The following is a 26490-nucleotide window of genomic DNA, read 5'->3' as shown; positions in this document are numbered from 1 at the left end:
ACCCATGGGTACATTCGTGCCATGAGCCTGCACCGGGTCGTGGCACTGCTCAACCCGCCCCAGTCCCCCTTCGAACTCGCCTGTGCCACCGAGGTCTTCGGCATGGACACACCGGACGCACCGGCACGCTACGACTTCCGGGTCTGCGCCGAGCACCCAGGACCGCTACGGACCACCGCCGGCTACTCGGTGCTCGTAGACACGGGTCTGGCTGCTCTGTCGGAGGCGGACACCGTGGTCGTCCCGGGCCGACAGCCGCCCGGTGCGCCGGTGTCGTCGACCGTCGCCGAGGCGTTGCGGGCCGCCCACGAGCGCGGAGCGAGGATCGTGGCCGCCTGCACGGGGGCGTTCCTCCTCGCCCAGGCCGGGCTGCTGAATGGCCGCCGCGCCACCACCCACTGGCGCCACACCGACCGGCTCGCCTCCGCCTTCCCCGAGGTGCGTGTGGACCCGGAGGTGCTCTACGTGGACCACGACGACGTGGCGACCAGCGCCGGGACCGGGGCGGGCATCGACCTGTACCTGCACCTGGTGCGCCGGGACCACGGAGCGGCGTACGCGGCCCGGATCGCCAGGAACATGGTGCTGCCACCGCACCGGGAGGGGGACCAGCTCCAGTACACCGCGCGGCCCGTCCCGTCCGAGGCGGAGGAGTCACTGGCGCCACTGCTGGACTGGGCCGCGGCCCGGCTCGACACCCGGCTGGCCCTCGACCGGCTCGCCGAACACGCCGGGCTGTCCCGCCGGACCCTCTCCCGCAGGTTCACCGAACAGTTGGGCACCAGCCCGGGGCAGTGGCTGCTCCGTCGGCGCCTGGACACGGTACGGGTGCTGTTGGAACAGACGGACCTCCCGGTGGAGGCCATCGCTGCCCGGGTCGGCCTGGCCTCGGCGGTGAACCTGCGCCGCCGGTTCCGGGCGAGCTTCGGCACGACGCCCGGCGCCTACCGGAGGGCCTTCTGCCAGTCCCGGCACGAAGGCGGCGGCCCGGTTGCGTCCGTGGGCCCCGTCTCCGACTTTCGGCCGATCCGCCGCCAGGGCCGCCCGGCTAGCCTGTAGCTGTGCACGGCTTGCTCCGTTCCCTGTGGAACGAACCCCGCCCTCCCGGCGCGCGGGGACCCACGTGGTGGGACGGGGCCCTCGTCGTGGTGTGCGCGCTGGCGGCGCTGACCGAGGGCGCCCTGCGGCCGGACCTGCCCTGGCCGGTCCCGACCGTCGCGGTGGTCGCCGGTCTGGCCCCCGCCCTGCTGTGGCGACGGACCCGCCCGCTGGCCGTGGTCGCCGCGGTCTTCGGCGGCGCGACCGTGCTCACCCTGGCGACCGGCGGAGGGGCCGGGCAAATGTACACGACGGTGTACTTCCTCGCCCTGCCCTACGCGCTGGTGCGGTGGGGGTCCGGCCGGGAGGTCGCGGCGGGGGCCGCGATCGTCCTCCTGTCCTCCTCCGTCGACCTGTTCCTCGACGGGGCACCGGCGGCGGACCTCCTGGGCGGTGCCGCCGTCCTGTTCGCCACCGGCACCCTCGGCGCGGCGCTGCGCTACCGAGGCAGGGCCAGAGCGCGCGAGATCGACCGCGCCCAGCTGCTCGAACGCGAACACATCGCCCGGGAACTGCACGACACCGTCGCCCACCACGTCTCGGCCATGGCGATCCGCGCCCAGGCCGGGCAGGCGGTCGCCCGGACCCGACCGGAGGCCGCCGTCGAGGCCCTCGGGGTTATCGAGTCCGAGGCCTCCCGTGCCCTGGACGAGATGCGCACCATGGTGCGGGCCCTGCGCCGGGACGGGCCCACCGATCGTTCGCCGAACCCGGGCATCGGGGACCTGGAGGAACTCGCCTGCCGGGCCGGACCGGGCCCGGCCGTGGCGGTGGAGGTGACCGGTTCCCTCGACGACCTCCCGCCGTCGGTCACGGCCGCGGTCCACCGCCTGGCCCGGGAGTCGGTCACCAACGCCCGGCGCCACGCCCGCGACGCCACCCTCGTCACCGTTCGCGTGGCCGCCGACGACACTTCGGTGCGCCTGAGCGTGAGCGACGACGGTGACACCGGCCGCCTGCGGCCGACCGCTTTGCCGGGGTACGGGATCATCGGCATGGCGGAGCGCGCCGAACTGCTCGGGGGCAGCTGCGAGGCCGCCCCGAACCCCGACGGAGGCTGGACCGTGACCGCCGTGCTGCCCCGTTCGGGGGCGCCCTCGTGAGTATCCGGGTGGTCGTGGCCGACGACCAGGAGATCGTGCGTACCGGCCTGTCCATGATCCTGGACGCCCAACCCGGCATCGAGGTGATCGGCCAAGCCGCGGACGGGCGCGAGGCCGTGGACCTGGGGCGGCGGCTGCGCCCGGACGTGTGCCTGTTCGACATCCGGATGCCCGTGCTCGACGGGGTGGAGGCGACCCGGGCGCTGGCCGGGCCCGAGGTCGAGGGCCCCCTCGCCGTCGTCGTCATCACCGTCTTCGACCTCGACGAGTACGTCTACGCCGCCCTCAGGGCGGGTGCCCGGGGGTTCCTGCTCAAGGACGCCGGAACCGATCTGCTCACCCGGGCCGTGCGGGCCGCCGCCGCGGGCGAGGCGCTCATCGCCCCGAGCGTGACCGCCCGGCTGCTCGACGCTTTCGCCGTTTCCGGCCCCGAAGGGCATCCTGCCCAGCCCCTGCAACCCCTGACCGGCCGGGAGGAGCAGGTCCTCGCCGCCGTGGCGCACGGTCGCACCAACCATGAGATCGCCGAGGAGTGCCACATCGCGCTGAGCACGGTCAAGACCCACATCACGAGCCTGATGGCCAAGCTCGGGGTCCGCAACCGGGTCGAGATCGCCATGTGGGCCTACGAGACCGGCCGTGTCCGGGGACGCCGGGACCGGTAGTACGGTGCGGTACCCGTACTTTCGGCCGAGTGGATCCCGGCCTGTGCTCCGATGTCCGGCGCCCCTCCCGGCGGCCACGATCAGGACATGACCACCACCGTGAAACCCCCGGCCCGTGCCGAGTGGACCGTGATCGCCCTCCTGATCGTGCTGAGCGTCGTGCCCCTCGTAGCCGGGGCCTTCCGCCTCGGCGAGCTGGCCACCGGCGCGCCGGTCACCGCCGACAACGCCCGTTTCGCCGCCTCACCCCTGCCCGTGGTGCTGCACGTCCTCGCCGCGGCCCCCTACTGCCTGTTGGGAGCCCTCCAGTTCTCCCCGACCCTGCGCCGCCGACGTCCCCTATGGCACAGGGCCTCCGGCCGGCTGCTCGTGCCCCTGGGGCTGGTCGCCGCGCTGTCGGGGCTGTGGATGACGCTGTTCTACGCGATCCCGGCGATCGACACGGGCTTCCTGACCGTGCAGCGGCTGGTGTTCGGTGCGGCCATGGCCCTCGCGCTGATCCTGGGCTTCGTGGCGGCGCGGCGCCGGGAGTTCGCCCGGCACGGTGCCTGGATGATCCGCGCCTACGCGATCGGGCAGGGGGCCGGGACGCAGGTGCTGACCCACCTGCCCTGGACACTGCTGGTCGGTGAGTACGACCAGCTCAGCCGGGCGCTGCTCATGGGAGCCGGGTGGGTGATCAACATGGCGGTGGCCGAGTGGGTCATCCACCGGACCCTGCGGCGTCCCCGTGCCGTCCGGCGCGTGCCGGAGCGCACGCCGGAGTGAAGGCGGTGGCCGGGGCGGCGGTGGTGCGGCACTCCCATCAGCCCTGACGGAGGCCGGGGGCACCGCACCGCGACGCTGTCCGGACGCGGTCAGGCGGCCGCAAGGACGTGCAAGCCGCCCGTGTTCCGGGCGAGCTTCGGCACGACCCTCGGCGCCTACCGAGGCCCTGTCACCTGCGGAGATGCCCCCGTCCACACAGCTCTACGTCCTGCCAGAATCGCTTCCAGGAACTGTTGGTTCCTTGAGGTGAGTCCAGGTGGCCGCCCTCAACAACGGCACGGAAAACGTCGGGTGCATCGGACTCGGTGTACTTACGCCCTTTACCCCCCGAGACCTCGTGCTTGAGGATGCTCTTCGGGTCGGGGAAGCGTCCGGTGTCCTTACCAGCGTGCTTGGCAGGGAGCTTCCACGCCTTCACCACCTTGGGCAGCGCTGCGGGAAAGAGGAGCATCCATGCCTCCATCTCGGCGACCGCGAGGACGTAGTGCCCGTGGCCCATCTGACGGTGGATCTCCCGTTCCACACGCTGGTGGGCTTCCCGGTAGGCAGGGCCGTCAACGGCGTCGAAGTCCTCGTGCACGTAGAGGCAGCCGACCTGAGTCCCTGGCCCTTGCTTTTCTGCGACACCCTCCGCTTTGCTGAGGATGGAGCGGACCCGATGGGTGAGGTTCGCTCCCGTTGCCTTGTGCAGACGGACGGTGTCCTTGATCTGTACAACGTTTCCGCGTAGCTCCGGATGCTTCTCCTCCAGGAGGGTCCTCAGGCTCTCCCGGTCGTTACGGTCCTCACCCGCAACGACGATGACGCTTCTGGGACGCCCTTTGCGTCGAGTCTGGCCTCGACCACTCACAGATCACCGCCCAGGACCCCCGAGAACCACAGCTCCCCCAGGGGGAGGCCCTCGCTCCGTTCCACGATGGCTTCCAACCGTTCCTGAGACACTGCCGGAATCCGGGACGCCCCGTCCTCACCCCGCTCGCAGACGATGAGTTCGTCTGGTCTGAGTCTGTCAGCCAGTGCTGGCGAGTGGGTCGCTATGAGGAACTGGGTGCGCTCACTCGCCTCACGTATGCGTTCCACGAGGAGTTCCAACGCTTGGGGGTGGAGCCCGTGGTCGATCTCCTCGATGCAGGTCAGAGCCGGGGGGTTCGGATCGTACAGAAGCGCGAGGAGTCCGAGGAGCCGGATGGTTCCGTACGAGGCGTCCGCCAGTTGAGTGGGGACCCGAAGTCCGGACTCGTGCAGGACCACGACGACTTCGCGTGCCGCTCCGGAAGGGAATTCGAAGTCGATGCCTTCGAGCTGGGGCAGTACTTCCCTGGCGTCAGCTACCAGCCGTTCCCATGAGACGAGATCATTCTCCCTGAGCGCCAACAGGGAGAACGCGAGGTTGGAGGCGTCTTCCGCGAGCACGGCCTCGGGAAGGGAGCCAAAGGCGATGCGGGACGGGAAGCGAGCTGAATTCACGTCCACGTCGAACACACGGAACGCCGCGAGCCCTTCTGCCAAAGCGGCGACTTCACTGCCTCCTGCGTCGTCGCTCAGACGCGGCAGGGTGGACAGACCGCTGCTGAAGCGTTGCAGGCCGATGGAGCGGGTGACCGGGTCTTCGTCCTCGCTCCTGCGAGTGTCCACGACCTGCGCCTTCTCACCTTGGATGGTGATACGGCGCCCGCGCCCCTTGGTCCTCTTGAACTGGAAGCTCTCCTGACGGGAAAGCGTGTCTTTGCCTTCCCTACGACGCCTCGTGATCTGAAGCGCGTACTCATCGGGCGCGTTGGGGCTGCTGTGCTTCGTCCAGGTCGCCTTGAGCTGGATACGGATGTTGGAGGGGGGTCGGCTCCCACCACGGAACGCCGTGCTCTCGAAGCCACCACGCCCTTCCAGAGCGGGCTCGATGTCGGTCTGGATGATGTCGGCCAGGAAGCGGAAGACGTCCAACAGGTTGGTCTTGCCCACACCATTGGGTCCTACCAAGACGTTGAGGGGGCCAAGCGGGATGCTGACCTGGCGCAGACTCCGGAAGTTCTGGACTTCGAGTTCCAGCAAGCGCTTGTGCATAGCTCCCAGCGTTCGTTGTCGTCGTTCCACTCGGACCGAAGGGGGAGGTGTCGTGGTTAGGACCCGTCCCCGCTTGCGCGGAGACAGCCTTTGAACACAACCCCTAAGCACCTTAGTAGCGCGTACCCCCGCGTGCGCGGGGAGCAGCTACGCCGCCCCCTCTTCCAAGGAGTGACCGTGGGGTCCATCCCCGCGTGCGCGGGGAGCAGAGGAGTCGCAGAATTACGCGACTAGTCGCGTAGGGACCATCCCCGCGCAGGCGGGGAGCAAGCCGTTTCACCAGGGACTTTATCCCGGGGGTCGTCACCGACACATGTTTTCCCGGGACACTTCGTTTTAGAGCTGAGCCGGGAGACGAACTGCGGGCGGGGCGGTGTGCGTCCACAGCTCCAGGAGGAGCGTGTCGACGTCGGGGGCCTCGATCATGCCGGTGGGGGTGGCTGCCCAGAAGGACTGGGTGGCCTCGCCGTAGTAGACGATCAGGTGGCGGTAGTGGGCCTGGAGCTGCGCGGCCTGGGCGTGTTCGCGGGTGTACTCGGACCGGTGTCCGCCCAGACGGGGCAGGTTCTGGGCGCGGCGCTGTCGGCAGGAGGGGTGCTCGCACACCCGGCAGGCGGGGCCTTCCAGAGGCTGGCGGCGCGGCAGGGTAGGGAGGGGGCGGAAGTCGTCGGAGCGTCGGGGCCTCGGGATAGGGTGCTGCATCAGATCCTCTTTCCTTGCATATGCGTTGTTGGGTTTCGGGGGTTCAGGGCCCAGGGCAAGCGTTGGCGCGCTTTCCTGGGCCCGTCTCATGCACGGGGCATGTGTGGCCGGTGGTTCAGAGCCCGGCGGTGTTGTTCCAGCGGCTGCGGTCCAGGTCATGGGCCAGGTAGAGCCAGACGCTGCGGTACTCGGCGTTGCCGTTGTCGCCCCAGGCGGTGGCCAGGGCGTCGATCATGGCCAGGCCCCGGCCCGATTCGGCATTGGGGTCGAGGCCCCGGGGGTGGGGGGCCAGTGGTGCGTTGCGGGTGCGCAGTCCGCCCCGGTCGCGGCAGGTCAGGTGCAGGCCGTCCTTGGTGCGGTGCACGCGCAGTGTGTAGCTGCCGCCCGGGTGTCCGGAGAGGCTGTGGCGGATGGCGTTGTTGGCGAGCTCGCTGCCGAGCAGGGTGAAGAGGTAGCGGTAGTCGCCGGACTCGGTGGCGGCGCAGGTGTCCAGGAAGGCGCGGACCAGCGGCACGGTGGCCTCTCCCTGGACTGGCACGGGTGCGGGTGACGGCATGACGAACACACTCCTTGGCATGGACCACTGGGAACAGAGGCACCGGCTGTACAGCTACGAGCTCCCGAGCTCTTCTCCCTTTGCGTTGCACGGAGCTCTGCCAAAGCCTCATCATCTTGATAGTCAATATTGATTTTCAATATAGAGTGCCAAGCAGAGCTTCGCCAGCGATTCCCGAAGCTGGTCAGCCAGGTTTCTCCAAGCGCCTGAAGCCCGAAGTCGAGCCGACTAACGTTCGATCGACTGCTTCCGGACAGACAGGGTGGTGCGAATGGGCTCAAGCCCGACCGTGTGGCGACGCTGGCTTGCCCACGAACTGAAGCGCCTACGGGTGGAGGCGGACCTCAGCCGCAAGGAAGTCGCCGCCAAGCTCCGATGCACCCAGGGCAAGCTCCACTACATCGAGACGGCAGTGGTCGCCCCGCGTGTGCGCGACCTGGAAGAGATCCTCTTCGACCTCTACCAAGTTCCCGAGGAACACCAAGAGCACTACCTACAGGCTGCGCGCAACGCGAAGAAGAAAGGCTGGTGGGAACAGCAAGAGGATGCCGTCGCCGTACCCAAGTGGTTCTCTTTGTATCTGGGCTTGGAGCAGGGTGCGTCTGAAATCTACGCCTGGGAGACCCATCTGGTACCAGGCCTGCTGCAAACCCATGGATACGCAACAGCCCTCAACAGGAACGGCACGGCGGAACTCAGCCAAGAGGAGATCCAAGCCCGCGTCGACATGCGAATGTCACGGCAAAAGGTCCTTCACGGAGCAGACCCCATACGCTTCTGGTGTGTGATCGACGAGGCTGCCCTGCGCAGGGATGTCGGCGGAGTCGAGGTCATGCGGGAACAGATAGCTCACCTTCTGGAGATCTCCCAGCTCCCAAAGGTGACCCTTCAGGTACTCCCGCAGCCCAGCGGAGCCCATACCGGCATGGCAGGGAGCTTCTCCATTCTGGGTTTCCCGGCTCCCCTCGACCCCGGCCTCATCTATATCGAATATCGCACTGGTGCTGTCTATCTGGAGCAGCCATCTGAGATCAAAGAACACCAGATAGCGTTCGAGCACCTGAGGGTGGCGGCGTTGAAACCAGCACCATCGCAAGTCCGACTCCAAGAAGTCATGGAGAGCTACTCATGATCACAAAGACCGCCCACGCCAATCTCACGTGGATGAAGAGCAGCTACAGTGCCGACACCGGCGGCAACTGTGTCGAGGTCGCGCACATCCCCGCCAGCTTCCGGAAGAGCACCTACAGTGGCGCTGGCCAGAACTGTGTGGAGGTCGCCGACCTTCCCTGCGGCGCCGCCGTCCGCGACTCCAAGCACCCCACCGCCGGACACCTCCCCTTCCCCAGTTCCGAGTGGAGCAGCTTCCTCTCCGCCACCCTCTACCGCTGACCAGCCGAAAGCGCGGACGCCCGGCTATCGCTGCTCCCCCAAGGGCAACCGGGCGCTCCTGCCTTCTTCCCTTCCCGAGGCGGGCGCTCCTGGGGTCCCCCCTTTCCCGCCGCGTGAGTGTGGCCGCCCGCACCGCACGCGTCAAGGTCGTACGTCCTCGCTTCGCTCCGGGCGCTCCACCTTGACCCGCACGCCACGGGCGGCGGGTTGGCGGCTGTCGGGAAACGGGGGAGTGTGGTCGGGCGGCGAACGGTGCCCGGGCTTCGCCGGACCCCGGTCCGGCCGTGGCCGGCCGGATTCCCGCCCGTCCCTCTGGCTCTCTCGGCAGGCGCGTCCCCATCCAGTGACGGGTGGGCAACGAAGGGCCCGAGCAGCCGGGTAGGGGCCGGGCGCGTCCCACCGGGCTGACCGGCCCAGGGGTGGCGGAGGCGGCTCGTCCCCCGGGTCCTCGGGGCGGATTCGGTCCCCTTTTCCCCGGTGATCTTGCTACCAGGGGCAATTTCGGCGCCGAAGTTGCCCCTGGTAGCAAGATCACCGGGGAGCTAGGGGTTTTGGAAGCAGCGGACAGGCAGAGATGCGGGTTTCGGCCCCACGGGCCACCGGCCCCTGCCTTTCACCGGCCCGAACAGCCCTTATCCGCCCTGCGGACCGTTGCCCCTGCCCCTACATCCTGCCTCTGCCGCTACTCCGCCGCCGCTGTTTCGCAGGAGCGAATGACCGGCCGCGACACGCCCAGGCGTGGAGCGGCGGACTGGGGAAGAGGGGGTTGCTCGGACCGGGGCCGAAGGCCGTGGAGCCGAAGACCGGGAACAGCGGGCCCGGCAGGGCCCAGGCTGTCCGGCCTGTCCCGGCGGGGCCCGGCCTACTCAGCCTGTCCGGGCGAAGCCCGGGAGGCATCTGCCGCCCCGACCACACTCCCCCCCTTCCCCGACAGCCGCCAACTCGCCGTCGCAGCGCAGCGGGTCAAGGTGGAGCGCCCGCAGCGAAGCGAGGACGTACGACCTTGACGCGCGAAGCGAAAGACGGCCACCATCACGCGGCGGGGAAGGGGGACCACCCGCACCCGCCGCGCCCACGAACAGGCACCAAGTGTGCTCGGGAATCCCCCGAAGACTCACCCCAGCCCGGTCACCCAGTCGAACGCTTCCGCCACCCTGTTGACCGTGGGCACACCCTGCGGGCCCGGTGGGCGCCGCACCACCACGACCGGAACGCCGAGCTGCCCGGCGGCTGCCATCTTCGGCCAGGTGTAGGTACCCCCGGAGTCCTTGGTGATGAGCACGTCCGCCCGGTGCCCGGCCATCAGCTCCAGCTCACCGTCCAGGTGATACGGGCCCCGGCTGGTCAGCAGCCGCCAGGCGGCCGGCAGTTCGAGATCGGGCACGTCCACCACCCGGGCCAGCACCGCGCGCTCCCCCAGCGTCGGCACGAGGCGGGCCAGCTCCTGACGGCCGACCGTCACGAACGGCCGTTCCCCCAGCCCGGCCGCCAACTCCGCCGCCCCCTCGTGGGTGTCGGCGTAGTGCCATGCCGGGTCCGGCTCCCACCCGGGCCGCTCCAACCGCAGCAGCGGCAGATCCGTGCAGGCGGCCGCCGCGTTCGCGGTCATCCCGAGCGCGAAGGGGTGGGTGGCGTCCACCACCGCGTCGTAGTCGGCCAGGGCCGCGCGCAGTCCGGGCACGCCCCCGAACCCACCGATCCGCACCTTCCCCACCGGCAGGCGCGGCCGGGCCACCCGGCCGGCCAGTGACGTCGTCACGTCCACACCGGCCTCGACCAGCAGGGCGGCCAGTTCACGGGCCTCGGAGGTGCCGCCCAAGAGAAGAAGTCTCATCGCACACCACCCGGGCCCAGCAGGGGCAGTCCAGCAGGAGAACCCTCGCGAGCCAGCTCCAGCAGCGCGTCGACGTCCAGGTAGCGCTCCGCGAGGTCCGCGAGCAGGTCGATGCGCCGCTCGCGCGCGGCGGCGAACTCCACCCCGGACGGCCCGTACCCCAAAGCCTGGTCGAGGAAGGCCGCCCGGAAGGCGTCGCCCTCCAGGCTGCCGTGCCACATGGTGCCGAAGACGTTGCCCGAACGCGCTCCGCCCAGGAACTCCTCGGCTCCCGCGCCCACGGTGACGCGCCCGTGGTGGATCTCGTAGCCGTCGGCGGGCGCGCCCAGCGCCTCGCCCTCGGGCAACCGCAGGGTCTTGTCGGCGGTGAAGTCGGTGCGCACGTCCAGCAGCCCCAGCCCCTCCGCCGACGCACCCGGGGCGGCCTCGACACCCTCGGGGTCGGCGACGGTGCGCCCGAGCATCTGGAACCCGCCGCAGATCCCGAGCAGCGGCCGCCCCCGACTCACGTGCTCGGTGATCGCCGCGTCCAGCCCGCGCGAGCGCAGCCAGGCCAGGTCGGCGAGGGTGGAGCGGGTGCCCGGCAGCACCACCAGGTCGGCGTCGGCGACGTCGCGCGGCCCGGAGGCGAAGACCACGTCGAGCCCGGGTTCCAGGCCGAGTGCGTCCACGTCGGTGAAGTTGCTGATCCGGGGCAGGCGCACCACCGCCACCCGCAGCGCCGCCTCCCCGTCGGCCCGCCGTCCCTCCAGGTCCAGGGCGTCCTCGGAGTCCAGCCACAGCCCGGGGTCCCACGGCAGGGTCCCGAACACCCGGCGGCCGGTGATCCGTTCCAGGTCGTCCAGGCCCGGCCGGAGCAGGCCGTGGTCACCCCGGAACTTGTTGACCACGAAACCGGCGATCAGCTCCTGATCGGCCGGCTCCAGCAGCGCCACCGTCCCGTACATCGCGGCGAACACCCCGCCCCGGTCGATGTCGCCGACCACCACCACGGGCACCCCCGCGTGCCGGGCCAGGCCCATGTTCACGTAGTCGCCCGCGCGCAGGTTGATCTCGGCGGGACTGCCCGCCCCCTCGGCGACGACCACGTCGTAGCGCTCGGACAGGTCGTCGAAGGCGGTGTGCGCGGCCTCGGCGAGGTGACGGCGTCCGGCCTCCCAGTTCGAGGAGGACACGTCCCCGGCGGGGTGGCCCATCAGCACGGCGTGGCTGCGCCGGTCGCTGCCCGGTTTGAGCAGCACCGGGTTCATCGCGGGTTCGGGGACGACGCGGGCGGCCAGCGCCTGCACCCACTGGGCCCGCCCGATCTCCGCGGGACGACCGTCCGGGCCGTGGCAGACCATGGAGTTGTTGGACATGTTCTGCGCCTTGTACGGCGCCACCCGCACGCCCCGGCGGGCGAAGGCCCGGCACAGGGCGGTGGTGACCACGCTCTTGCCCGCGTCGGAGGTGGTCCCGGCGACCAGCAGCCCGCTCACTCGGGCCTCCTCAGCAGGGCGGTGTCCATCACCCAGCCCGCCTTCTCCCTGGCCCGCCGCCGGGCCGCCCCGATCTCCGGCAGCACGTCACCGAGCCTGCCCGCGACCAGTTCCTCGGAGTCGGCACCCAGGTTGGCACCCCACCACAGGGACCAGTCCTCCAGGCCCTCGAAGCCGTGCCGCCCGGTGAGCATGACGACGATGTTGTCCTGTCCCGCCGCCACGGCCTCGGGCAGCCGCCGGGCCGTGGTGACGTGCACCGGGCGGCCCACCCCGTGCAGCACGATCCGGTGCCGCGCCGCCAGGATCTGCGGCGCGCTGATCCCGGGGAGCACGTCGTAGTCCAGGGCGACGTTCCCGCGCTCGGCGATCCGCGCCACGATCCGCAGGGTGGAGTCGTACAGCGAGGGGTCGCCCCAGACCAGGAAGGCCGCGGTGCCGCCGCGCTCGCCCAGCACCCGCTCGAAGGCGGCCACCCGGGCCTCGTGCCAGTCGGCGACCGCCGCCGGGTAGTCCGCCGGGTCGTCGCGGTCGCGTTCGGGGTCGGCCACGGCCACCAGCGACAGCCCGAAGGCGTCACAGACCTGCTGCCGCAGGGCGAACAGGCCGTCGTCGTCCCGTTTGCGGACGGCGACGGCGTAGTCGCAGCCCCGCAGCGCCTCGGCGGCCTCCCCGGTGACGTGCTGGGGGCCCATCCCGATCCCCAGAATCCGCACCCTCACTCGGACTTCTCCTCCAGGTCGCCCTCGACCTCCAGGTAGACCTCGGTGAGGGCCTCCATGGTGGCCGGGTCCGGCTCCTCCCACAGGCCGCGCCGGGCCGCCTCGTGCAGCCGCTCGACGATGCCGTGCAGCGCCCACGGGTTGGAGCGGCGCAGGAACTCCTGGGTCTGCTCGTCCAGCACGTACTCGGCGGCGAGCTTCTCGTACATCCAGTCGTGCACGACCCCGGCCGTGGCGTCGAAACCGAACAGGTAGTCCACGGTCGCGGCCAGCTCGAAGGCGCCCTTGTAGCCGTGGCGGCGCATGGCCGCGATCCAGCGGGGGTTGACCACCCGGGCGCGGAACACCCGGGCGGTCTCGTCCGCGAGGGGGCGGGTGCGCACCGCGTCGGGCGAGGTGGAGTCACCGACGTAGGCCTTGGGGTCCGCCCCGCTGAGGGCGCGGACGGTGGCGATCATGCCGCCGTGGTACTGGAAGTAGTCGTCGGAGTCGGCGATGTCGTGTTCGGCGCTGTCGATGTTCTTCGCGGCGACCTTGATCCTTCGGTAGTTCGCCCGCATGTCGTCGGCGGCCGGAACACCGTTGAGGCCGCGCCCGTAGGCGAAGCCGCCCCAGGCCGTGTAGACCTCGGCGAGGTCGCGGTCGTCGCGCCAGTTGCCCGACTCCACGACCTGGAGGATCCCGGCGCCGTAGGAGCCCGGCGCGGAGCCGAAGATCCGGGTGGTGGCACGGCGCTGGTCTCCGTGCTCGGCCAGGTCGGCATGCATGTGGGCGCGCACGTAGTTCTGCTCGTCGGGCTCGTCGAGGTCAGCGACGAGGTTGACCGCGTCGTCCAGCATCGCGACCACGTGCGGGAAGGCGTCCCGGAAGAAACCGGAGATGCGCACGGTGACGTCGATGCGCGGGCGCCCCAGCTCCTCCAGCGGCACCACGTCGAGCCGGCCGACCCGACGGGAGGCCTCGTCCCACTCCGGCCGCACGCCCAGCAGGGCCAGCACCTCGGCGATGTCGTCGCCGGAGGTGCGCATGGCGGAGGTGCCCCACACCGACAGGCCGACCGACTCCGGGTAGGTGCCGGTCTCCTCCATGTGGCGGCGCAGCAGTGACTCGGCCATGGCCTGCCCGGTCTTCCAGGCGAGCCTGGAGGGCACCGCCCGGGGGTCGACGGTGTAGAAGTTGCGGCCGGTCGGGAGCACGTTGACCAGGCCGCGCAGCGGTGAACCGGACGGCCCCGCCGGGATGAAACCGCCGTTCAGGGCGTGCAGGACGTGGTCGAGTTCGTCGGTGGTGCGGGCCAGCCGGGGCACCACCTGTTCGGCGGCGAACTCCAGGACGCGGCACACCTCGGCGTCGTCGTGCATGCCCGCCGCGGCGGCGGGGTCCCAGTCCGCGGCCTCCATGCGCTCGACGAGGCCGCGGGCCAGCGTCTCGATCCCGTCGACCTCGTGGGTGGGCGCGTCGTCCTTCAGGCCCAGGGCGGCCCGCAGTCCGGGCACAGCCCCGCCGACCCCGCCCCAGACCTGGGCGGCGCGCAGCACGGACAGGACCAGGTTCACCCGGCCCGCACCCGCGGGGGCCTCGCCCAGCACGTGCAGGCCGTCGCGGATCTGGGTGTCCTTGATCTCGCACAGCCAGCCGTCGACGTGCAGCAGGAAGTCGTCGAACTCCTCGTCGCCCGGCCGCTCGTCCAGGCCCAGGTCGCGGTGCATCTCGGCGGCGCGCATCAGGGCCCAGATCTCGCCCCGGATCGCGGGCAGCTTGGCCGGGTCCATGGCGGCGATGTTGGCGTACTCGTCCAGGAGCTGTTCCAGGCGGGCGATGTCGCCGTAGCTCTCCGCGCGGGCCATCGGGGGGATGAGGTGGTCGACGACGGTGGCGTGGGCGCGGCGTTTGGCCTGGGCGCCCTCCCCCGGGTCGTTGACCAGGAACGGGTACACCAGCGGAAGGTTTCCCAGGGCGGCGTCGGTGGCGCAGGCCGCGGACAGCGCGGCGTTCTTGCCGGGCAGCCACTCCAGGGAACCGTGCTTGCCCAGGTGCACGACGGCGTGGGCGCCGAAACCGTGCTCCAGCCAGCGGTAGGCCGCCAGGTAGTGGTGGCTGGGGGCCAGGTCGGGGTCGTGGTAGATCGCGATCGGGTTCTCGCCGAAGCCGCGCGGCGGCTGGACCAGCACGACGACGTTGCCCGCCCGGAGCGCGGCCAGCACGAGTTCGCCCTGCTCGTTCACGTACAGCTTGCCGGGCGCGGCGCCCCACGCCTCGGTCATCGCCTCCTTCAGGGCCGGGTCCAGGTCCCGGGTCCATTCGGCGTACTGCTCGGGGGTAATGCGTACGTGGGCCTCGGTGAGCTGGACGGAGGTCAGCCAGTCCTCGTCCTGGCCGCCCGCCTCGATCAGGGCGTGGATCAGGGCGTCGCCCGCCTCGGTCTCGTCTGGCAGGTCCAGACCGGGCAGGGCGTCGGGCTCGCCCAGGTCGTAGCCCTCCTCTCGCAGGCGGCGCAGCAGGCGCACCAGCGAGCGGGGGGTGTCCAGGCCGACGGCGTTGCCGATCCGCGCGTGCTTGGTGGGGTAGGCGGACAGGACCACGGCGAGCCGCTTCTCGGCGGGCGGCACGTGTCGGAGTCGGGCGTGGGCGGCGGCGATACCGGCCAGGCGGGCGCAGCGCTCGGGGTCGGCGACGTAGCGGGGCAGCCCGTCGCTGTCGATCTCCTTGAAGGAGAACGGCACGGTGATGATCCGGCCGTCGAACTCGGGGATGGCGATCTGGGTGGCCGAGTCGAGCGGGGTGACCCCGTCCTCGGACTCCTCCCAGTCCGCGCGCGAACTGGTCAGGCACAGGCCCTGGAGGACGGGGACGTCCAGGGCGGCCATGCGCTCCACGTCCCAGGCCTCGTCCTCGCCCCCGGCGCTCGCGGACGCGGGCACGCTGCCGCCCGCCGCGAGGACGGTGACGATCAGGACGTCGAGACCGCGGAGCGCCTCGTAGAGGTCGTCGGGGGCCGAACGCAGCGAACCGGCGAAGACGGGGACGCCCACGGCCCGGCCGGTCGCGTCGACGGCGTCGGCCAGGGCGTGCGCGAACGCGGTGTTGCCGCCCGCCTGGTGGGCCCGGTAGTAGAGGATGCCCACCTTGGGCAGGTCCGCATCGCGCGGGCGCTCGCGCTCGGCGAAGCCCCACGGCGGCAGGGCCGCCGGGGGCTCGAAGCCCTCCCCGGTCAGCAGGACGGTGTCCGACAGGAAGGCGTGCAGGCGGGCGAGGTTGGCGGGGCCTCCCTCGGCGAGGTAGCGGTGGGCCTCGGTCGCCAGCCCGATGGGCACGGTGGAGTGTTCCATCAGCTCGGCGCTGGGCTGCTGCTCGCCGCTGAGCACCACCAGGGGTGTGCCCCGCTCGCGGACGGCGGCCAGGCCGGGCCACAGGTCGTGGGAGGAGCCCAGCAGGCGCACCACCACGAGGTCGGCTCGCTCGACGGTGTCGGTGAGTTCGGCGTCACGGGCGCGGGACGGGTTGGCCCACAGGTATGAGGCGCCGCTGGCCCGCGCGGACAGCAGGTCGGTGTCGGACGTGGACAGCAGAGCGATCCGGACCGTCATGGCCGGGCTCCTCCCTCGGGGTTCTCGCCCCATCGGCGGTCGGACTGCCCGAGGCCAGTGTCTGGCTGCACCCCGGATCGGGGTGTCACAGTGGCGGAACCGCCCCGGACTCGCACCGGGTTCCTGTACCACGAGCAAAGGATTCACACTTTAGCCGGGCCGCTCCCGTGCCGCCTCGGCGGGGAGGTCAGGGGGCGCGGGGAGGCCGGTCCGCCCCGGTCCGGCCCGGCGGGGCGGCGCCCCGGCGCAGGAAGCGCACCACCGGATGGTCGGAACCCGGGGTGACCTCGACCGGGACCCCGTAGACCTCCTCGATGAGGGCGGGGGTCAGGACCTGGGAGGGCGTGCCCTCGGCGACGGCCCCGCCGTCCTTGAGCACCACCAGGCGGTCGCAGTACATCGCGGCCAGGTTGAGGTCGTGCAGGGCGATCACGGCGGTCACCGGCAGGCCGGTGACCAGTTCCAGCAGGTCGAGCTGGTACTGGATGTCGAGGTGGTTGGTGGGTTCGTCGAGCAGGAGCTCGCCGGGTTCCTGGGCCAGGGCCCGGGCGATCTGGGCGCGCTGGCGCTCCCCGCCGGACAGGGTGTGCCAGGACTGGTCGGCCCGGTCGGTCAGGCCGGTGCGTTCCAGTGCCCGCGTCACGGCCGCCAGGTCGTCCGGGCCCATGGGTGACCAGGAGCGGCGGTGCGGGATGCGACCCAGTGCCACCACGTCGCGGACGGTCAGCTCGGTCTGGGTGTGCGCGTGCTGCTGGACGGTGGCCACCCGCCGCGCCACGGCCCGGCGTCCGACCCGGTTCAGCGGGCTCCCGTCCAGGGTGACCACGCCGGCGGAGGGGCCGAGTACCCCGGCGAGCAGCCGCAGCAGGGTGGACTTGCCCGACCCGTTGGGGCCCAGCAGGCCGATGGTCTCCCCCGGCCGGGGGACGAGGGTGACGCCGTCGAGCAGGATACGGCCGCCGATTCCGAGGCTGACCCGGTCGGCGCGCAGCCCCTCCCCCGAGGCCCGGACGAGTTCGTTCAAGTCTTGCTCCTCACGCGGTACAGCACGGCGACGAAGGCGGGCACGCCGATGAGGGAGGTGACCACCCCCACCGGGATCTCCTGCGGGTCCAGCGCGGTCCGGGCGACCGTGTCCACCCACACCAGGAAGACCGCGCCCGCCAGCACGGTGACCGGCAGCAGCCTGGCGTGGGAGGAGCCGGTGAGCGCACGGGCGGCGTGCGGCAGGACCAGTCCCACGAAGCCGATCGCGCCGGCGGAGCTGACCAGGACCGCGGTGAGCAGCGCGGTGGCGCTCAGCAGCAGCACCCGGGCCCGGCCCACCTGGACGCCCAGGTTCGCGGCGGCCTCCTCACCGAAGGCGAAGGCGTCCAGGGTGGTGGTGTTCGCCAGGCAGACGGCGAGCACGAGGCCGAGCACGGCGGCGCACAGGAGCACGTCGGTCCAGCCCGCGCCGCTGAGGGAGCCCAGCAGCCAGAACAGCACCCCGCGGGTGGTCTCTGCGTCCGCTGAGGTCAGCACGGTGAACGAGGTCAGCGCCGAGAACAGCTGCATGGCCGCGACCCCGGACAGCACGACCCGGTCCATACTGCCGCCCAGGGAGTGGCTGAGCAGCATCACCATGGCGAAGGAGAGCAGGGCGCCCACGAAGGCACCCGCCGACAGCGAGACCACACCGGCGCCCCAGCCGAGCACGATCACGGCGACCGCACCGGTGGAGGCGCCGGAGGAGACCCCCAGGACGAAGGGGTCGGCCAGCGGGTTGCGCAGCAGGGACTGCATCACCGCGCCGCACAGGGCCAGCCCCGCCCCGCAGACCGCGGCGAGCAGGGTGCGGGGCATCCGCAGGTTCCACACGATCCCCTCGCGCAGTTGCGACAGCGGGCTCTCGCCGAGGCCGAACCGCGCCGCGACCGACCGCCAGACCTGGGCCGGGGTGATGTCGGCGGGGCCGATGGTGACTGCGACCGAGACCGACAGGGCCAGGAGCAGGAGACCTGAGGTGATGAGCAGTGCCGGGCGGGCACCTCTCACCGGGTGTACCCGAGCTCGCGCAGGCCGTCCGCGACCAGCTCGATGCCCTCGACCGTGCGGATGGAGGGGTTCATCGCCTGGCCGCTGAGCAGGACGTACCGCTCCTCGCGCACCGCGGTGAGGTTGCGGGTGGCCGGGTTGGTCTCCAGGAAGGCGATCTTGGCCTCCGCGGTCTCGGCGGTCTGGGACTCACGGGTCAGATCGCCGAGCACGATGACGTCGGGATCACGGTCCGCGACGGTCTCCCAGTTGATCTGGGGCCACTCGTCGTGGGTGTCGTCGAAGGCGTTCCGGGCGCCGACGGCGCCGGTGATGGCCCCGGGGGCGCCGCAGCAGCCCGCGAGGTAGGGCGACTGGGAGTTGGCGAACCAGTACATGAGGCTCACGTCCGAGACCTCCAGGTCCTCGGTCGCGGTGTCCACCCGGAGCTGGAGTTGCGAGACCAGTTCCTCCCCGCGCTCCTGCACCCCGAAGACCTCGGCCAGATCGTGGATCTCGCCGTAGACGGAGTCCAGGGTGAGCGGTTCGCTCCGGGAGCCGTCCCCGCCGCTCTCGTTGTCCTTGCCCGCGGCGCAGTCGGTCGGGGAGACGTAGGTGGGGACGCCCAGTTCCTCGAACTGTTCGCGGGTGGCGACGCCGCCGGTGCCGAGCGTGGAGACGAAGGAGGCGGTCACGAAGTCGGGGTCGGCCTCCAGGACCCGTTCGAAGGAGGGGTTGTTCTCGGCCAGCCGGGGGATGTCGGCGTTGGCCTCCTCCAGCCCCGTCATGATCGGGTCGGTCCAGGTGGCGGTGCCGACCACCCGGTCCTCCAGGCCCAGGGAGAGCAGGATCTCGGTGGACCCCTGGTTGAGGGAGACCACCCGTTCCGGGGGTGTGTCGAGGGTGATCTCGTGGCCGCAGTTGTCGATGGTGCGGGGGTAACCGGATGCGGTGGCCGCTTCGGTGCTGTCGTTTTCCCGGTCTCCCGGGACACCGCAGGCGGTGAGGGCGAGGGCGGGGACGAGCAGGAGGGCGAAGGACGGGAGCGCGTGACGCGGCATGGGGACGCCTCGGGTTCGGGGCTCGAACGCGGAGCCCGGCACGGGTTCGCCTCCGCGCACTCGACGCGGAGGGGCCAGCAGGTCTTCGGACTCGGGTTCCTCCGGACGGGGTGCCTTCCCGGGTCGGTGCCGCGCGGACGCTGCCGCCCGCGCACCCGTGCCCCAGTGGCTCGCGTACCCCGCCCGTCCCCCACACCGCTGCGCGTCAGTTCCGGATTCGCACCGGATTCCCTGACCACCTGAGTGGTACGACTGGCCCGGGAAGGATAACAAGGGCCGCGTGCCCCTCCCGGCCCCGGGCGCGGTTTGCCCCGGGGGTCCGTGGGCGGCGGTGGTGCGGCCGGATCAGACGATGACGCGCAGCAGGGGGACCCGCTGGGCGAGGGCCACCAGCACCAGGCTGATCGCGGCGGTCGCGACTGCGTAGCCCACGGCGGCGAACAGCGCGAGGAAGCCGTCGGGCACGCCCCAGAGGTCGCGCAGCGTGTACAGCACCATGACGTGCACGAGGTAGACGCCGAGGCTCAGCCCGGACGCCACCCGGACGGCCCGCCTGGTGGCCGCGGCGGTCGGACCCTGCGCCATGGCCAGTCGGGTGCCCGCGGTGCGCAATACGAGGTAGGCGCCCGCCCCGGCGAGGATCATCGGCAGGGAGAGGAAGCCGTAGAAGTACTCGCCGGCGGGGCCCCACTCCCCCGCCATGCGGGCGGCCGTCCCGGCGCCCGCGGCGGTTCCGGCCACGCCCAGGACGAGCGCGACGGCTCCGTAGCGCGTGGTCCGGGGGCCGGTGTCGGCGGTCAGCAGCAGCCAACCCAGCAGGTAGTAGCCGAGGAACGGCAGGAAGCGGGTGACGGCGCTCGCCCCGCCGGCCCCCTCGACCAGGGACAGCAGCTGGTCGGCGATCCCCACCGCGAACGCCACCCCGGTCAGCCACCACAGCCCGGTGCGCGAGGTGTGTGCGACCACCGTGCGCAGGAACGGGGTGAACAGGTAGAGGCCCGCGATGACGTAGAGGAAGTACAGGTGGATCGACGGCGATCCCGAGGCGGCCTGGGCGGCGGCCTGGGAGGCGTCGATGCCCTCGCGCCAGTAGTGCCAGAGCAGGTAGGCGGCGCTCCAGACCAGCAGGGGCACACCGATCCTGGCCCACCGCTTGCGGTAGAAGTCACCCGCGCTCTCCTCGCGTGGGCGCAGCAGCAGCGCGCCGCTGATCATCACGAACACCGCGACGCACCAGCGCACGGCGGCGTCCACGACGTTGGCCGTCCACCACGTGGGACCGCCGAGCTCGGCCTGGAGGGTGCTCACCAACGGGGAGTAGGCGTGCACGAGGATGACCGCGACCATGGCGGCGACGCGGGCGAACTCCATCCAGGATGTGGCCGGAACGGTTGGGGGTGGGGCCTGGGCGCCCACCGGGGCTCTCTCGACTCGCACCCCCCATCGATACCACTTCGTTATCTTCGAGTTCAACCCGCGTTACCGATCGGAAAGCCCGGACGGCGGCGGGCCCCAGCGGCTTCCGGCAGCGCGGGCACGGCACGGCGGGCTGGTCCGAGCACCGGCCCGCCGTGCCGCGCCGTTCGGTCTCCCGTCGGCCGACGAGGGCTCAGCCCTCCTCGGGGATGGCCGCGGCCACCACGTCGCGCTCCTTGCGACCGAACAGGGGGAACAGGATCCGCAGACCCTGTTCCTCACCCGGCACGGTGACCACGAAGGACGAGTTGATCACCCGCTCGCGGATGCGCGAGCGGACCAGACCGGCCCGGCGCAGGGTTATCAACAGTTCCTTGGGCTTGGCGAACGTCGGGTCCGCCTCGAAGATGAACAGACGCCGGTCGGTCATCGCCAGGTACATGGGGACCGGGCTCGGGATCATGACCATGCCGCTGCCCAGGGCCACCGAAACGGCCGCGGTGGCCGCGGTTCGGCCCACGGAGACCGACTTGAGGTTGACGATGGTCGTCACCTCGACCCGCTCGTCGGATTCGAGCATGGGTTCGAGGGTCGCGAGAAGGTGCCGACGGCGTCTTCCGTTCACGGGTACTGCTCATGAGGGGATCGTGCGGAACCGGACGGGGGGTCCGTCCGGCGACGACCGGGGCCGCGTGCGCCGGCGCCTGCCCGGGCCGGAGGGGTGCGGCGGGGACCGGTCGCCGTGAAACGTCGCCCCAGCCTGCCACAGGGCCCGGGGACGCCGATCGGCAGCCGGTTCGGCAACGGCGGGGCCGCGGTCGGTCCGGGAGCGGTCTCCGGCGCTAGGTTGGTCGGTGACCGAGCCGTCCACAGGACGCTCCCGAACCTCCGAGGCCCCGTTGAACGAAACTCCCCCCGCACCGGCTCCCGTCCGCTCGTCAGCCCTCTTCCTGGCCGGAGCCCTCCTGTGCTTCGTCGCCCCGCCGCTGGCGGTGGGCATCCTGGCCCCGGTGCCTCCGCCGCCCTGGACGCTCATCGCCCTGGCCCTGGTCGAACTCGTGGCCGCGACGGCACTGGTGCTCTGGTGGCTCCGCCGCCGAGGGCTGACGCCGGCCGACGCCGGACTGACGTGGCGTTCGTGGAAGCGCGACGCGCTCATCGGCGCCGCGACCGTGCCGCCGCGCCTGCTCCTGGAGTTCGGTGTGCTGATCCCCATGGCCGGAGGGATCGACAACCCCGGTGTCCAGGAGGTGCTCACCAACGCCTCGGCGGGGCTGACCGCGCTCACGGCCGCCCTGGTCCTGGGTGTGGTCGGCGGAGGAGCGGCCGAGGAACTGTACTTCCGCGGTTTCCTGCTGGGAGCGCTGCCGAAGCTGTTCGTCCACCGCAGGGCCGCCCTGTACACGGCAGCCGTGGTCTCGGTGCTGCTCTTCGCCGTGCTGCACCTGCCGACCTCGGCGCCCGACGTGGCCGCCATCATGGTCGCCGGACTGGTCTACACGGCCCTGTTCCTCACGACCCGCCGGATGACGGCGACCGTGGTGGCGCACTCGCTGTGGAACACCGCTGCCGTGGTGGCCGTACTCGTGATCTACGGCTGAGTCCCGGTCAAGACCGTCCCAGACCCCTGGGCCAGGTATCGGCCCCATGGGAGCTGAACGCGACCCGCCACCCCGGGAGGCGGGTCGATCGGCCGCCGTCGGGTGCACGGTGCCCGGCCGCCCGATGCCTGGCGGCCCGGTGTCCGGTGTCCGGTGTCCGGTGTCGAGGGTGCCGCTCGCGGCCGTGCAGCCGATCTCTGCCGATGGTCATGACGCGGACCTGGTTCGAGGGCGACTGTCTGCAGGGTGAAAAGGAGGGCGGCCCACGGGCTTCGGCCTCAACCCTCCGGGCGAACACGGCTCACTCTCCGGGGTGAGGCGCAACGGTGCTGCGATGGTTAACGTTTCTTCCATGATGACCCGACGCGGGATGAGATTCCTTTCCTCTCATCTTTTTCCAACCCTCAGATCCGCTCTCACACTTTCCATGACAGTCGGCATGGCTTTTATCTTTACTTCGCTTCCGGTGCACGCCGACACAGCAGGAGAAGAACTGGTCGACACCTACCAGGAGGCGTACGACAACCCCGGCCTGGCTGTGGCGGTGATCGACGGTGACTCGGTCGAGACCATGGTCCGCGGCAAGGATGGAAACGGGGAAGCCATCACTTCGGACACACGTTTTCGGATCGCCTCGATGAGCAAGTCGATGACCGCGGCGTCGATCATGCTCCTGCTGGAACGAGGAAATTTCGATCTCGACGATCCGGTCGTCGATGTTCTACCGGAGTTCACCATGGCGGATCCGCGGTTTCGCGACATAACGGTCCGTCACCTCTTGAGCCACACCTCGGGTCTGTCGATCAGAACAAACAACGAGTACGCGTTTCCGCCCCCACGCAGTGCCGAAGATTCCGTCAACGCACTCGCGGACAAGACCTTGGACGCCGCCCCGGGTGCGCAGTACGAGTACCACAACACAAACTACTCGGTGGCCGCGCGGATCGTTGAGCTCCAGTCAGGAAAGCCGTTCAACGAGTTCATGGAATCGGAGTTGTTCGCCCCGCTCGGCATGAACGGGACCACCGCCACGGAAGGCTGTTCGGATCCGGCGGACGGGTTGGCTTCAGGGCACGAGACGATTCTCGGCCTGGCGTTCACCGTCCCGGAGATGCCCGGCACATGCGTGGGGAACGGCGGTGTCGTCTCGTCCCTGGACGACATGGTGCGGTGGGTGCGGTTCAATCAGGGAACGCTCGGTGTCGACCTGTTGAGCACAGAGTCCCTGGAGGAGATGCACACGGCCCAGCCAGGAGCCGATGGCCACGGTTTGGGATGGGAAGTCCGTCCCGAACAGGAGTGGGCTCCGCAGCCGCTGATCGGCCACGGCGGCGCCTTGGCGACCTGGACCGGCGACATGGTCTTCTCACCCGGAACCGGAGAGGCCGCGATCGTTCTGGGCAACAGCGCCGGTGCGCCCGGGCTGCTGTCGACGAACCTGCTGGCCGAACGGAGCGGTGCGGAAACGACCCGGATGAGCAATCCTCTGACCGTCGTGAACGCGGTCCTGCTCGGACTGACCCTTTTCCTGGGTGCGGTCCTCACGTTCACCGTGGTGCGCGCGCGGCGCTGGGCGGTGCGGCGCCAGAAGAGCAGCTGGCCCGGAGTGGCGCTTCGGCTGACGCCACTTGCGCTCGTGACCGTCATCGGGGCACTTCTTCCGACGCTCATCGGCGTCCAGGGCGGCTCGTTCAGCTTCCAGTACTGGATCGTCGCCGCCTGGATGATGCCTCTGCTCGCACTACTCTCCCTGGTGTGTCTCACACTCGGTACAACCGCGATCATCCGCCGGGTCCTGTGTTACGGAAAGGCTCGGAGACAGGTGGCGTGAACCGAACCCTCCGAGACCCGCGAACCGACCACCGCCGGGAACGGGAGATCATTCCGCGCGGACGAGGCCGTGTTCGTAGGCGTAGATCACCACGTGGACGCGGTCCCGCAGCCCGAGCTTCATCAGGAGCGCCCGTACGTGGGTCTTGACCGTGTTCTGGGTCAGGTGAAGCTTCGCCCCTATTTCGGCGTTGGACATGCCCGCGACGATCAGTTCGAAGACTTCGCCCTCACGCGGGGTGAGGGCGTCCAGCGCATGGGCGTCGGTCCCCGGTGAGCGGCGAAGCATACCGATGATCTTGGTCGCCACACCCGGTGCCAGGGCGGACGTGCCAGCGGCGACGTCATGGACCGCCCGGCAGAGTGCGGCCGGACGCGTGTCCTTGGTCAGATAACCGCTCGCGCCGGCTCGGACGGCGGCGACCACGAGCTCGTCGGCGTCGAACGTCGTGAGGATCAGCACCCGCGTCGACGGTGACAGGCGCGTGATCTCCTCGGTCGCGCTGACACCGTCGAGCCTGGGCATCCGGATGTCCATGAGCACCACGTCGACGCGGTGGGAGCGCACGACCTCGATCGCGGACCGACCGTCGCCCACATCACCGACGACCTCGATCCGCGGGTCGGCCTCCAGCACCGTCCGGAGCGCGCCGCGCAACAAGTCCTGGTCGTCGGCCAGGAGTACCCGTACGGAGCTCATTGGAATTCCTTGGTCGGTAGTCGCGCAGCCAGCATCCATCCACTCTTCCGCGTCACGGTGAACGTACCGTCCGCGGCTTCGACCCTCTCCCGTGCGCCCACCAGTCCGGTCCCCGCGGAGCCGCCGTGCAGCGCGCCGGCTCCGCCGTCGTCATGAACCTCAAGGAGGGCGTACGGGCCCTGCCACTCAAGGCGGACCCGCACGGCGACCGGAGGTCGCACATGGCGAAGCGCGTTGGTGATTCCCTCCTGTGCGACACGAACGAGGGCCAACTCGGCCCCGATCGTCAGCGGCCTGCGTTCTCCGGCCTCCTCGAAGGTCACCCGGTGCAGCGGTGTCGTCGCCGCCTCCGCCAGCTCCGGCAGTGCGGCCACGGTCAGTGGACGCTCGTCCCGGTCGGGGCGTTCCGCATCCAGCACGGTCAACATGGCTCGCAGCGCCCCGAGCGCGTCGCGTCCCGCCTCGGCCACGTCCTCCAGTTCCCGGCTCGTGCCGACGTCGCTCGTGGTGACAGACGCCGCATCGACCCGCGCGACCATGACCGTGAGCGAGTGAGCGATGACATCGTGCAGGTCACGGCGGATATGCGCCCGTTCGGTGGCGATAGCGGCATCCAGTCGTAGCTGCTCCGCACGAGCGGCCCGCTCCCTCCTACGGGCCGCCGCGATCGCGGCGGCCCACACCGCGATGACGATGCCCATTCCGATCGCGCCCTGGACCAGGGGTGCCCACCCGGGGACGGAGCCCTCGATCCGGGTCCAGGAGAGCAGCCCGGCGATGACGATTCCGATGAAACTCACCAGGAGCGCGGCGAGGCGCAGCCGAGGTTCCGCGACGGTCGTGAACCGCCACAACGCCAGTAGAAAGCACACCGCGGACGGAAGCGCGCTGGGCTCCCACCCGGGCACGGGCGTCAACACCAGTCCCAGCATGGCTGCCGAGGCGACCGCGAAACCCGTGGCGGGGCGGCGGCGGGCCACCTCGATCGCGGCGTGCAGTGCCACCGCCGCCAGGACTGTCGCCGTGACCTGCCATGCCCGTGCTCCGTTGAGGACGAGGAGGGGCACCACCAGTACCGACAGCGGCGCGAAGACGCAATGGACGATCAGGTTGGCCCGGAACGCCCGCGCCTCGCCTCGATCGTCAGGAATCGGATGTCCTTCCATGGTCACCTCGGTGCCGGGTCGGCAGGCCGCGGAGGAAATGGCGCGATCGCGCCGAGCACGATTAAACCACGTTGTCCACGGACCCGACCCACTGCCATGGAGTGCCCGGTGATCTCACTCTTCGGGGTGAGGAACAATGGCGTTGCGACCGTTACAATCGGCGCCGCGGTGACCGGAGATGCGTTACGCACTCTTCTGGATCAGGCCCGCACAGAGGCTGTGAACTGGCTTTACAGGCGATCCCCGGGCCTGGTCGAACGCCGGGTGAACACGTGGGACCCTCGACCCTCCCTTTCACCAACCGCCCCGATTCCGCTGACCCAATCCTCATACATGACCCCTGGACGATCCGGTTATCCGGCAATCCAATTCACACGATGTGGATTTCGGGGTTCTGTTGCGCGCACCGGCCCGCACCCGAATACCACCTACTCGGACTGGTACCACCGGCGCGGGCCCGGGGTCGGGAACTGGCATCCAGGAGTTCGTGGAGGGGCGCCGTCCTGCTCGCCGCGAAGGAGTCGCGGGGCCGACCGCGTCGAAGGCGTCCGCCAGCGCGGCAGCGTCCAGCGGATGGCACAGGGCGTTGTCGAAGTCTTCGCGCAGCCGGGAGGCCAGGAGGACGTCCTCGTCGCTTGAGCATCAGCCCTGGCCCCGGTGGGCAGGGCCGGTCGCGAACAGAACTCTGCGACGGCCGGTGAGCAGGCAGTGCGGTCCGATGGTGCGGCCAGGCC

General features: G+C 70.7%; 23 protein-coding genes and 2 riboswitches. Of the genes, 9 read left to right on the top strand and 14 right to left on the bottom strand.

Annotated elements, in window-relative coordinates; genetic code table 11:
• Positions 1–21 precede the first annotated feature (21 nt).
• The 5 genes from ACUKCB_RS24715 to ACUKCB_RS24695 all read left to right on the top strand — a co-directional run bounded on the left by ACUKCB_RS24715 (position 22) and on the right by ACUKCB_RS24695 (position 4364).
• Positions 22–1059, top strand: coding sequence for a GlxA family transcriptional regulator (locus ACUKCB_RS24715; RefSeq protein WP_473037985.1), 1038 nt, complete (start codon positions 22–24; stop codon positions 1057–1059).
• Between the two features lie 2 nt (positions 1060–1061).
• Complete coding sequence (locus ACUKCB_RS24710) at positions 1062–2201, top strand: sensor histidine kinase (RefSeq protein ID WP_473037984.1); 1140 nt, start codon at positions 1062–1064, stop codon at positions 2199–2201.
• The gene (locus tag ACUKCB_RS24705; RefSeq protein ID WP_473037983.1) at positions 2198–2866 is read left to right on the top strand and encodes a response regulator transcription factor; all 669 of its coding nucleotides are present in this window, start codon (positions 2198–2200) and stop codon (positions 2864–2866) included. Before ACUKCB_RS24710 ends, ACUKCB_RS24705 begins: the two co-directional genes overlap by 4 nt.
• 87 nt (positions 2867–2953) lie before the next feature.
• Complete coding sequence (locus ACUKCB_RS24700; RefSeq protein WP_473037982.1) at positions 2954–3634, top strand: DUF2306 domain-containing protein; 681 nt, start codon at positions 2954–2956, stop codon at positions 3632–3634.
• Positions 3635–3890: 256 nt separating this feature from the next.
• The gene (locus tag ACUKCB_RS24695; protein WP_473037981.1) at positions 3891–4364 is read left to right on the top strand and encodes a hypothetical protein; all 474 of its coding nucleotides are present in this window, start codon (positions 3891–3893) and stop codon (positions 4362–4364) included.
• 116 nt (positions 4365–4480) lie between these two features.
• Here the strand turns inward: ACUKCB_RS24695 and ACUKCB_RS24690 are convergent, their stop codons facing one another.
• The 3 genes from ACUKCB_RS24690 to ACUKCB_RS24680 form a co-directional block, all read right to left on the bottom strand.
• The gene (locus tag ACUKCB_RS24690; RefSeq protein WP_473037980.1) at positions 4481–5683 is read right to left on the bottom strand and encodes an AAA family ATPase; all 1203 of its coding nucleotides are present in this window, start codon (positions 5681–5683) and stop codon (positions 4481–4483) included.
• A gap of 348 nt (positions 5684–6031) precedes the next feature.
• On the bottom strand, positions 6032–6397 hold the full coding sequence (locus ACUKCB_RS24685) for a hypothetical protein (protein ID WP_473037979.1): 366 nt from the start codon (positions 6395–6397) through the stop codon (positions 6032–6034).
• Positions 6398–6512: 115 nt separating this feature from the next.
• Positions 6513–6953 (bottom strand): ATP-binding protein, encoded by a 441-nt coding sequence (locus tag ACUKCB_RS24680; RefSeq protein WP_473037978.1) that lies wholly within the window; start codon positions 6951–6953, stop codon positions 6513–6515.
• A 271-nt stretch (positions 6954–7224) separates the two neighbouring features.
• On the opposite strand from ACUKCB_RS24680, the gene ACUKCB_RS24675 reads away from it, so the two are divergent.
• Both ACUKCB_RS24675 and ACUKCB_RS24670 read left to right on the top strand, forming a co-directional pair.
• Positions 7225–8085 carry a helix-turn-helix domain-containing protein gene (locus ACUKCB_RS24675; RefSeq protein ID WP_473037977.1) on the top strand — a complete coding sequence of 287 codons (861 nt, stop codon included), beginning with the start codon at positions 7225–7227 and terminating at the stop codon, positions 8083–8085.
• Positions 8082–8345, top strand: coding sequence for a DUF397 domain-containing protein (locus tag ACUKCB_RS24670; protein WP_473037976.1), 264 nt, complete (start codon positions 8082–8084; stop codon positions 8343–8345). Before ACUKCB_RS24675 ends, ACUKCB_RS24670 begins: the two co-directional genes overlap by 4 nt.
• Before the next feature lie 1114 nt (positions 8346–9459).
• Here the strand turns inward: ACUKCB_RS24670 and ACUKCB_RS24665 are convergent.
• The 9 genes from ACUKCB_RS24665 to ACUKCB_RS24625 all read right to left on the bottom strand — a co-directional run bounded on the left by ACUKCB_RS24665 (position 9460) and on the right by ACUKCB_RS24625 (position 21039).
• Positions 9460–10179 carry a cobalt-precorrin-6A reductase gene (locus tag ACUKCB_RS24665; protein WP_473037974.1) on the bottom strand — a complete coding sequence of 240 codons (720 nt, stop codon included), beginning with the start codon at positions 10177–10179 and terminating at the stop codon, positions 9460–9462.
• Positions 10176–11657 carry a cobyric acid synthase gene (locus ACUKCB_RS24660; RefSeq protein ID WP_473037973.1) on the bottom strand — a complete coding sequence of 494 codons (1482 nt, stop codon included), beginning with the start codon at positions 11655–11657 and terminating at the stop codon, positions 10176–10178. The genes ACUKCB_RS24665 and ACUKCB_RS24660 overlap by 4 nt, the downstream gene beginning before the upstream one ends.
• Positions 11654–12379, bottom strand: coding sequence for a precorrin-6A synthase (deacetylating) (gene cobF / locus ACUKCB_RS24655; RefSeq protein ID WP_473037972.1), 726 nt, complete (start codon positions 12377–12379; stop codon positions 11654–11656). The genes ACUKCB_RS24660 and cobF overlap by 4 nt, the downstream gene beginning before the upstream one ends.
• Positions 12376–15966, bottom strand: coding sequence for a cobaltochelatase subunit CobN (gene cobN, locus ACUKCB_RS24650; protein WP_473037971.1), 3591 nt, complete (start codon positions 15964–15966; stop codon positions 12376–12378). Before cobN ends, cobF begins: the two co-directional genes overlap by 4 nt.
• 35 nt (positions 15967–16001) lie before the next feature.
• Positions 16002–16114, bottom strand: a riboswitch (cobalamin riboswitch).
• 39 nt (positions 16115–16153) lie between these two features.
• Complete coding sequence (locus ACUKCB_RS24645; protein WP_473037970.1) at positions 16154–16990, bottom strand: ABC transporter ATP-binding protein; 837 nt, start codon at positions 16988–16990, stop codon at positions 16154–16156.
• Entirely contained in the window at positions 16987–18003 is a 1017-nt protein-coding gene (locus tag ACUKCB_RS24640; RefSeq protein WP_452542620.1) for a FecCD family ABC transporter permease, read from the bottom strand. The genes ACUKCB_RS24645 and ACUKCB_RS24640 overlap by 4 nt, the downstream gene beginning before the upstream one ends.
• Positions 18000–19043 carry an ABC transporter substrate-binding protein gene (locus ACUKCB_RS24635; protein ID WP_473037969.1) on the bottom strand — a complete coding sequence of 348 codons (1044 nt, stop codon included), beginning with the start codon at positions 19041–19043 and terminating at the stop codon, positions 18000–18002. Before ACUKCB_RS24635 ends, ACUKCB_RS24640 begins: the two co-directional genes overlap by 4 nt.
• A gap of 59 nt (positions 19044–19102) precedes the next feature.
• A riboswitch (cobalamin riboswitch) is annotated at positions 19103–19315 on the bottom strand.
• 73 nt (positions 19316–19388) lie between these two features.
• Positions 19389–20480, bottom strand: a complete 1092-nt coding sequence (locus ACUKCB_RS24630) for an acyltransferase (RefSeq protein WP_473037967.1) — start codon at positions 20478–20480, stop codon at positions 19389–19391.
• Positions 20481–20652: 172 nt separating this feature from the next.
• Positions 20653–21039 carry a hypothetical protein gene (locus ACUKCB_RS24625; protein WP_473037966.1) on the bottom strand — a complete coding sequence of 129 codons (387 nt, stop codon included), beginning with the start codon at positions 21037–21039 and terminating at the stop codon, positions 20653–20655.
• Positions 21040–21358: 319 nt separating this feature from the next.
• On the opposite strand from ACUKCB_RS24625, the gene ACUKCB_RS24620 reads away from it, so the two are divergent.
• A complete protein-coding gene (locus ACUKCB_RS24620; RefSeq protein WP_473037965.1) occupies positions 21359–22060 on the top strand; it encodes a lysostaphin resistance A-like protein in 702 nt (233 codons plus the stop codon).
• 427 nt (positions 22061–22487) lie between these two features.
• Positions 22488–23891: a serine hydrolase domain-containing protein gene (locus ACUKCB_RS24615; protein ID WP_473037964.1), complete on the top strand. Its 1404-nt coding sequence runs from the start codon at positions 22488–22490 to the stop codon at positions 23889–23891.
• A 48-nt stretch (positions 23892–23939) separates the two neighbouring features.
• On the opposite strand, the gene ACUKCB_RS24610 is transcribed toward ACUKCB_RS24615, so the two are convergent.
• Both ACUKCB_RS24610 and ACUKCB_RS24605 read right to left on the bottom strand, forming a co-directional pair.
• Positions 23940–24590: a response regulator gene (locus tag ACUKCB_RS24610; protein ID WP_473037963.1), complete on the bottom strand. Its 651-nt coding sequence runs from the start codon at positions 24588–24590 to the stop codon at positions 23940–23942.
• Complete coding sequence (locus ACUKCB_RS24605; RefSeq protein WP_473037962.1) at positions 24587–25756, bottom strand: sensor histidine kinase; 1170 nt, start codon at positions 25754–25756, stop codon at positions 24587–24589. Before ACUKCB_RS24605 ends, ACUKCB_RS24610 begins: the two co-directional genes overlap by 4 nt.
• Positions 25757–26490 lie beyond the last annotated feature (734 nt).

This window comes from Nocardiopsis moroccensis, from assembly GCF_055763695.1.
Note: the sequence above shows the minus strand (reverse complement) of the source record. Positions and strands in the feature narration are given on the sequence as shown.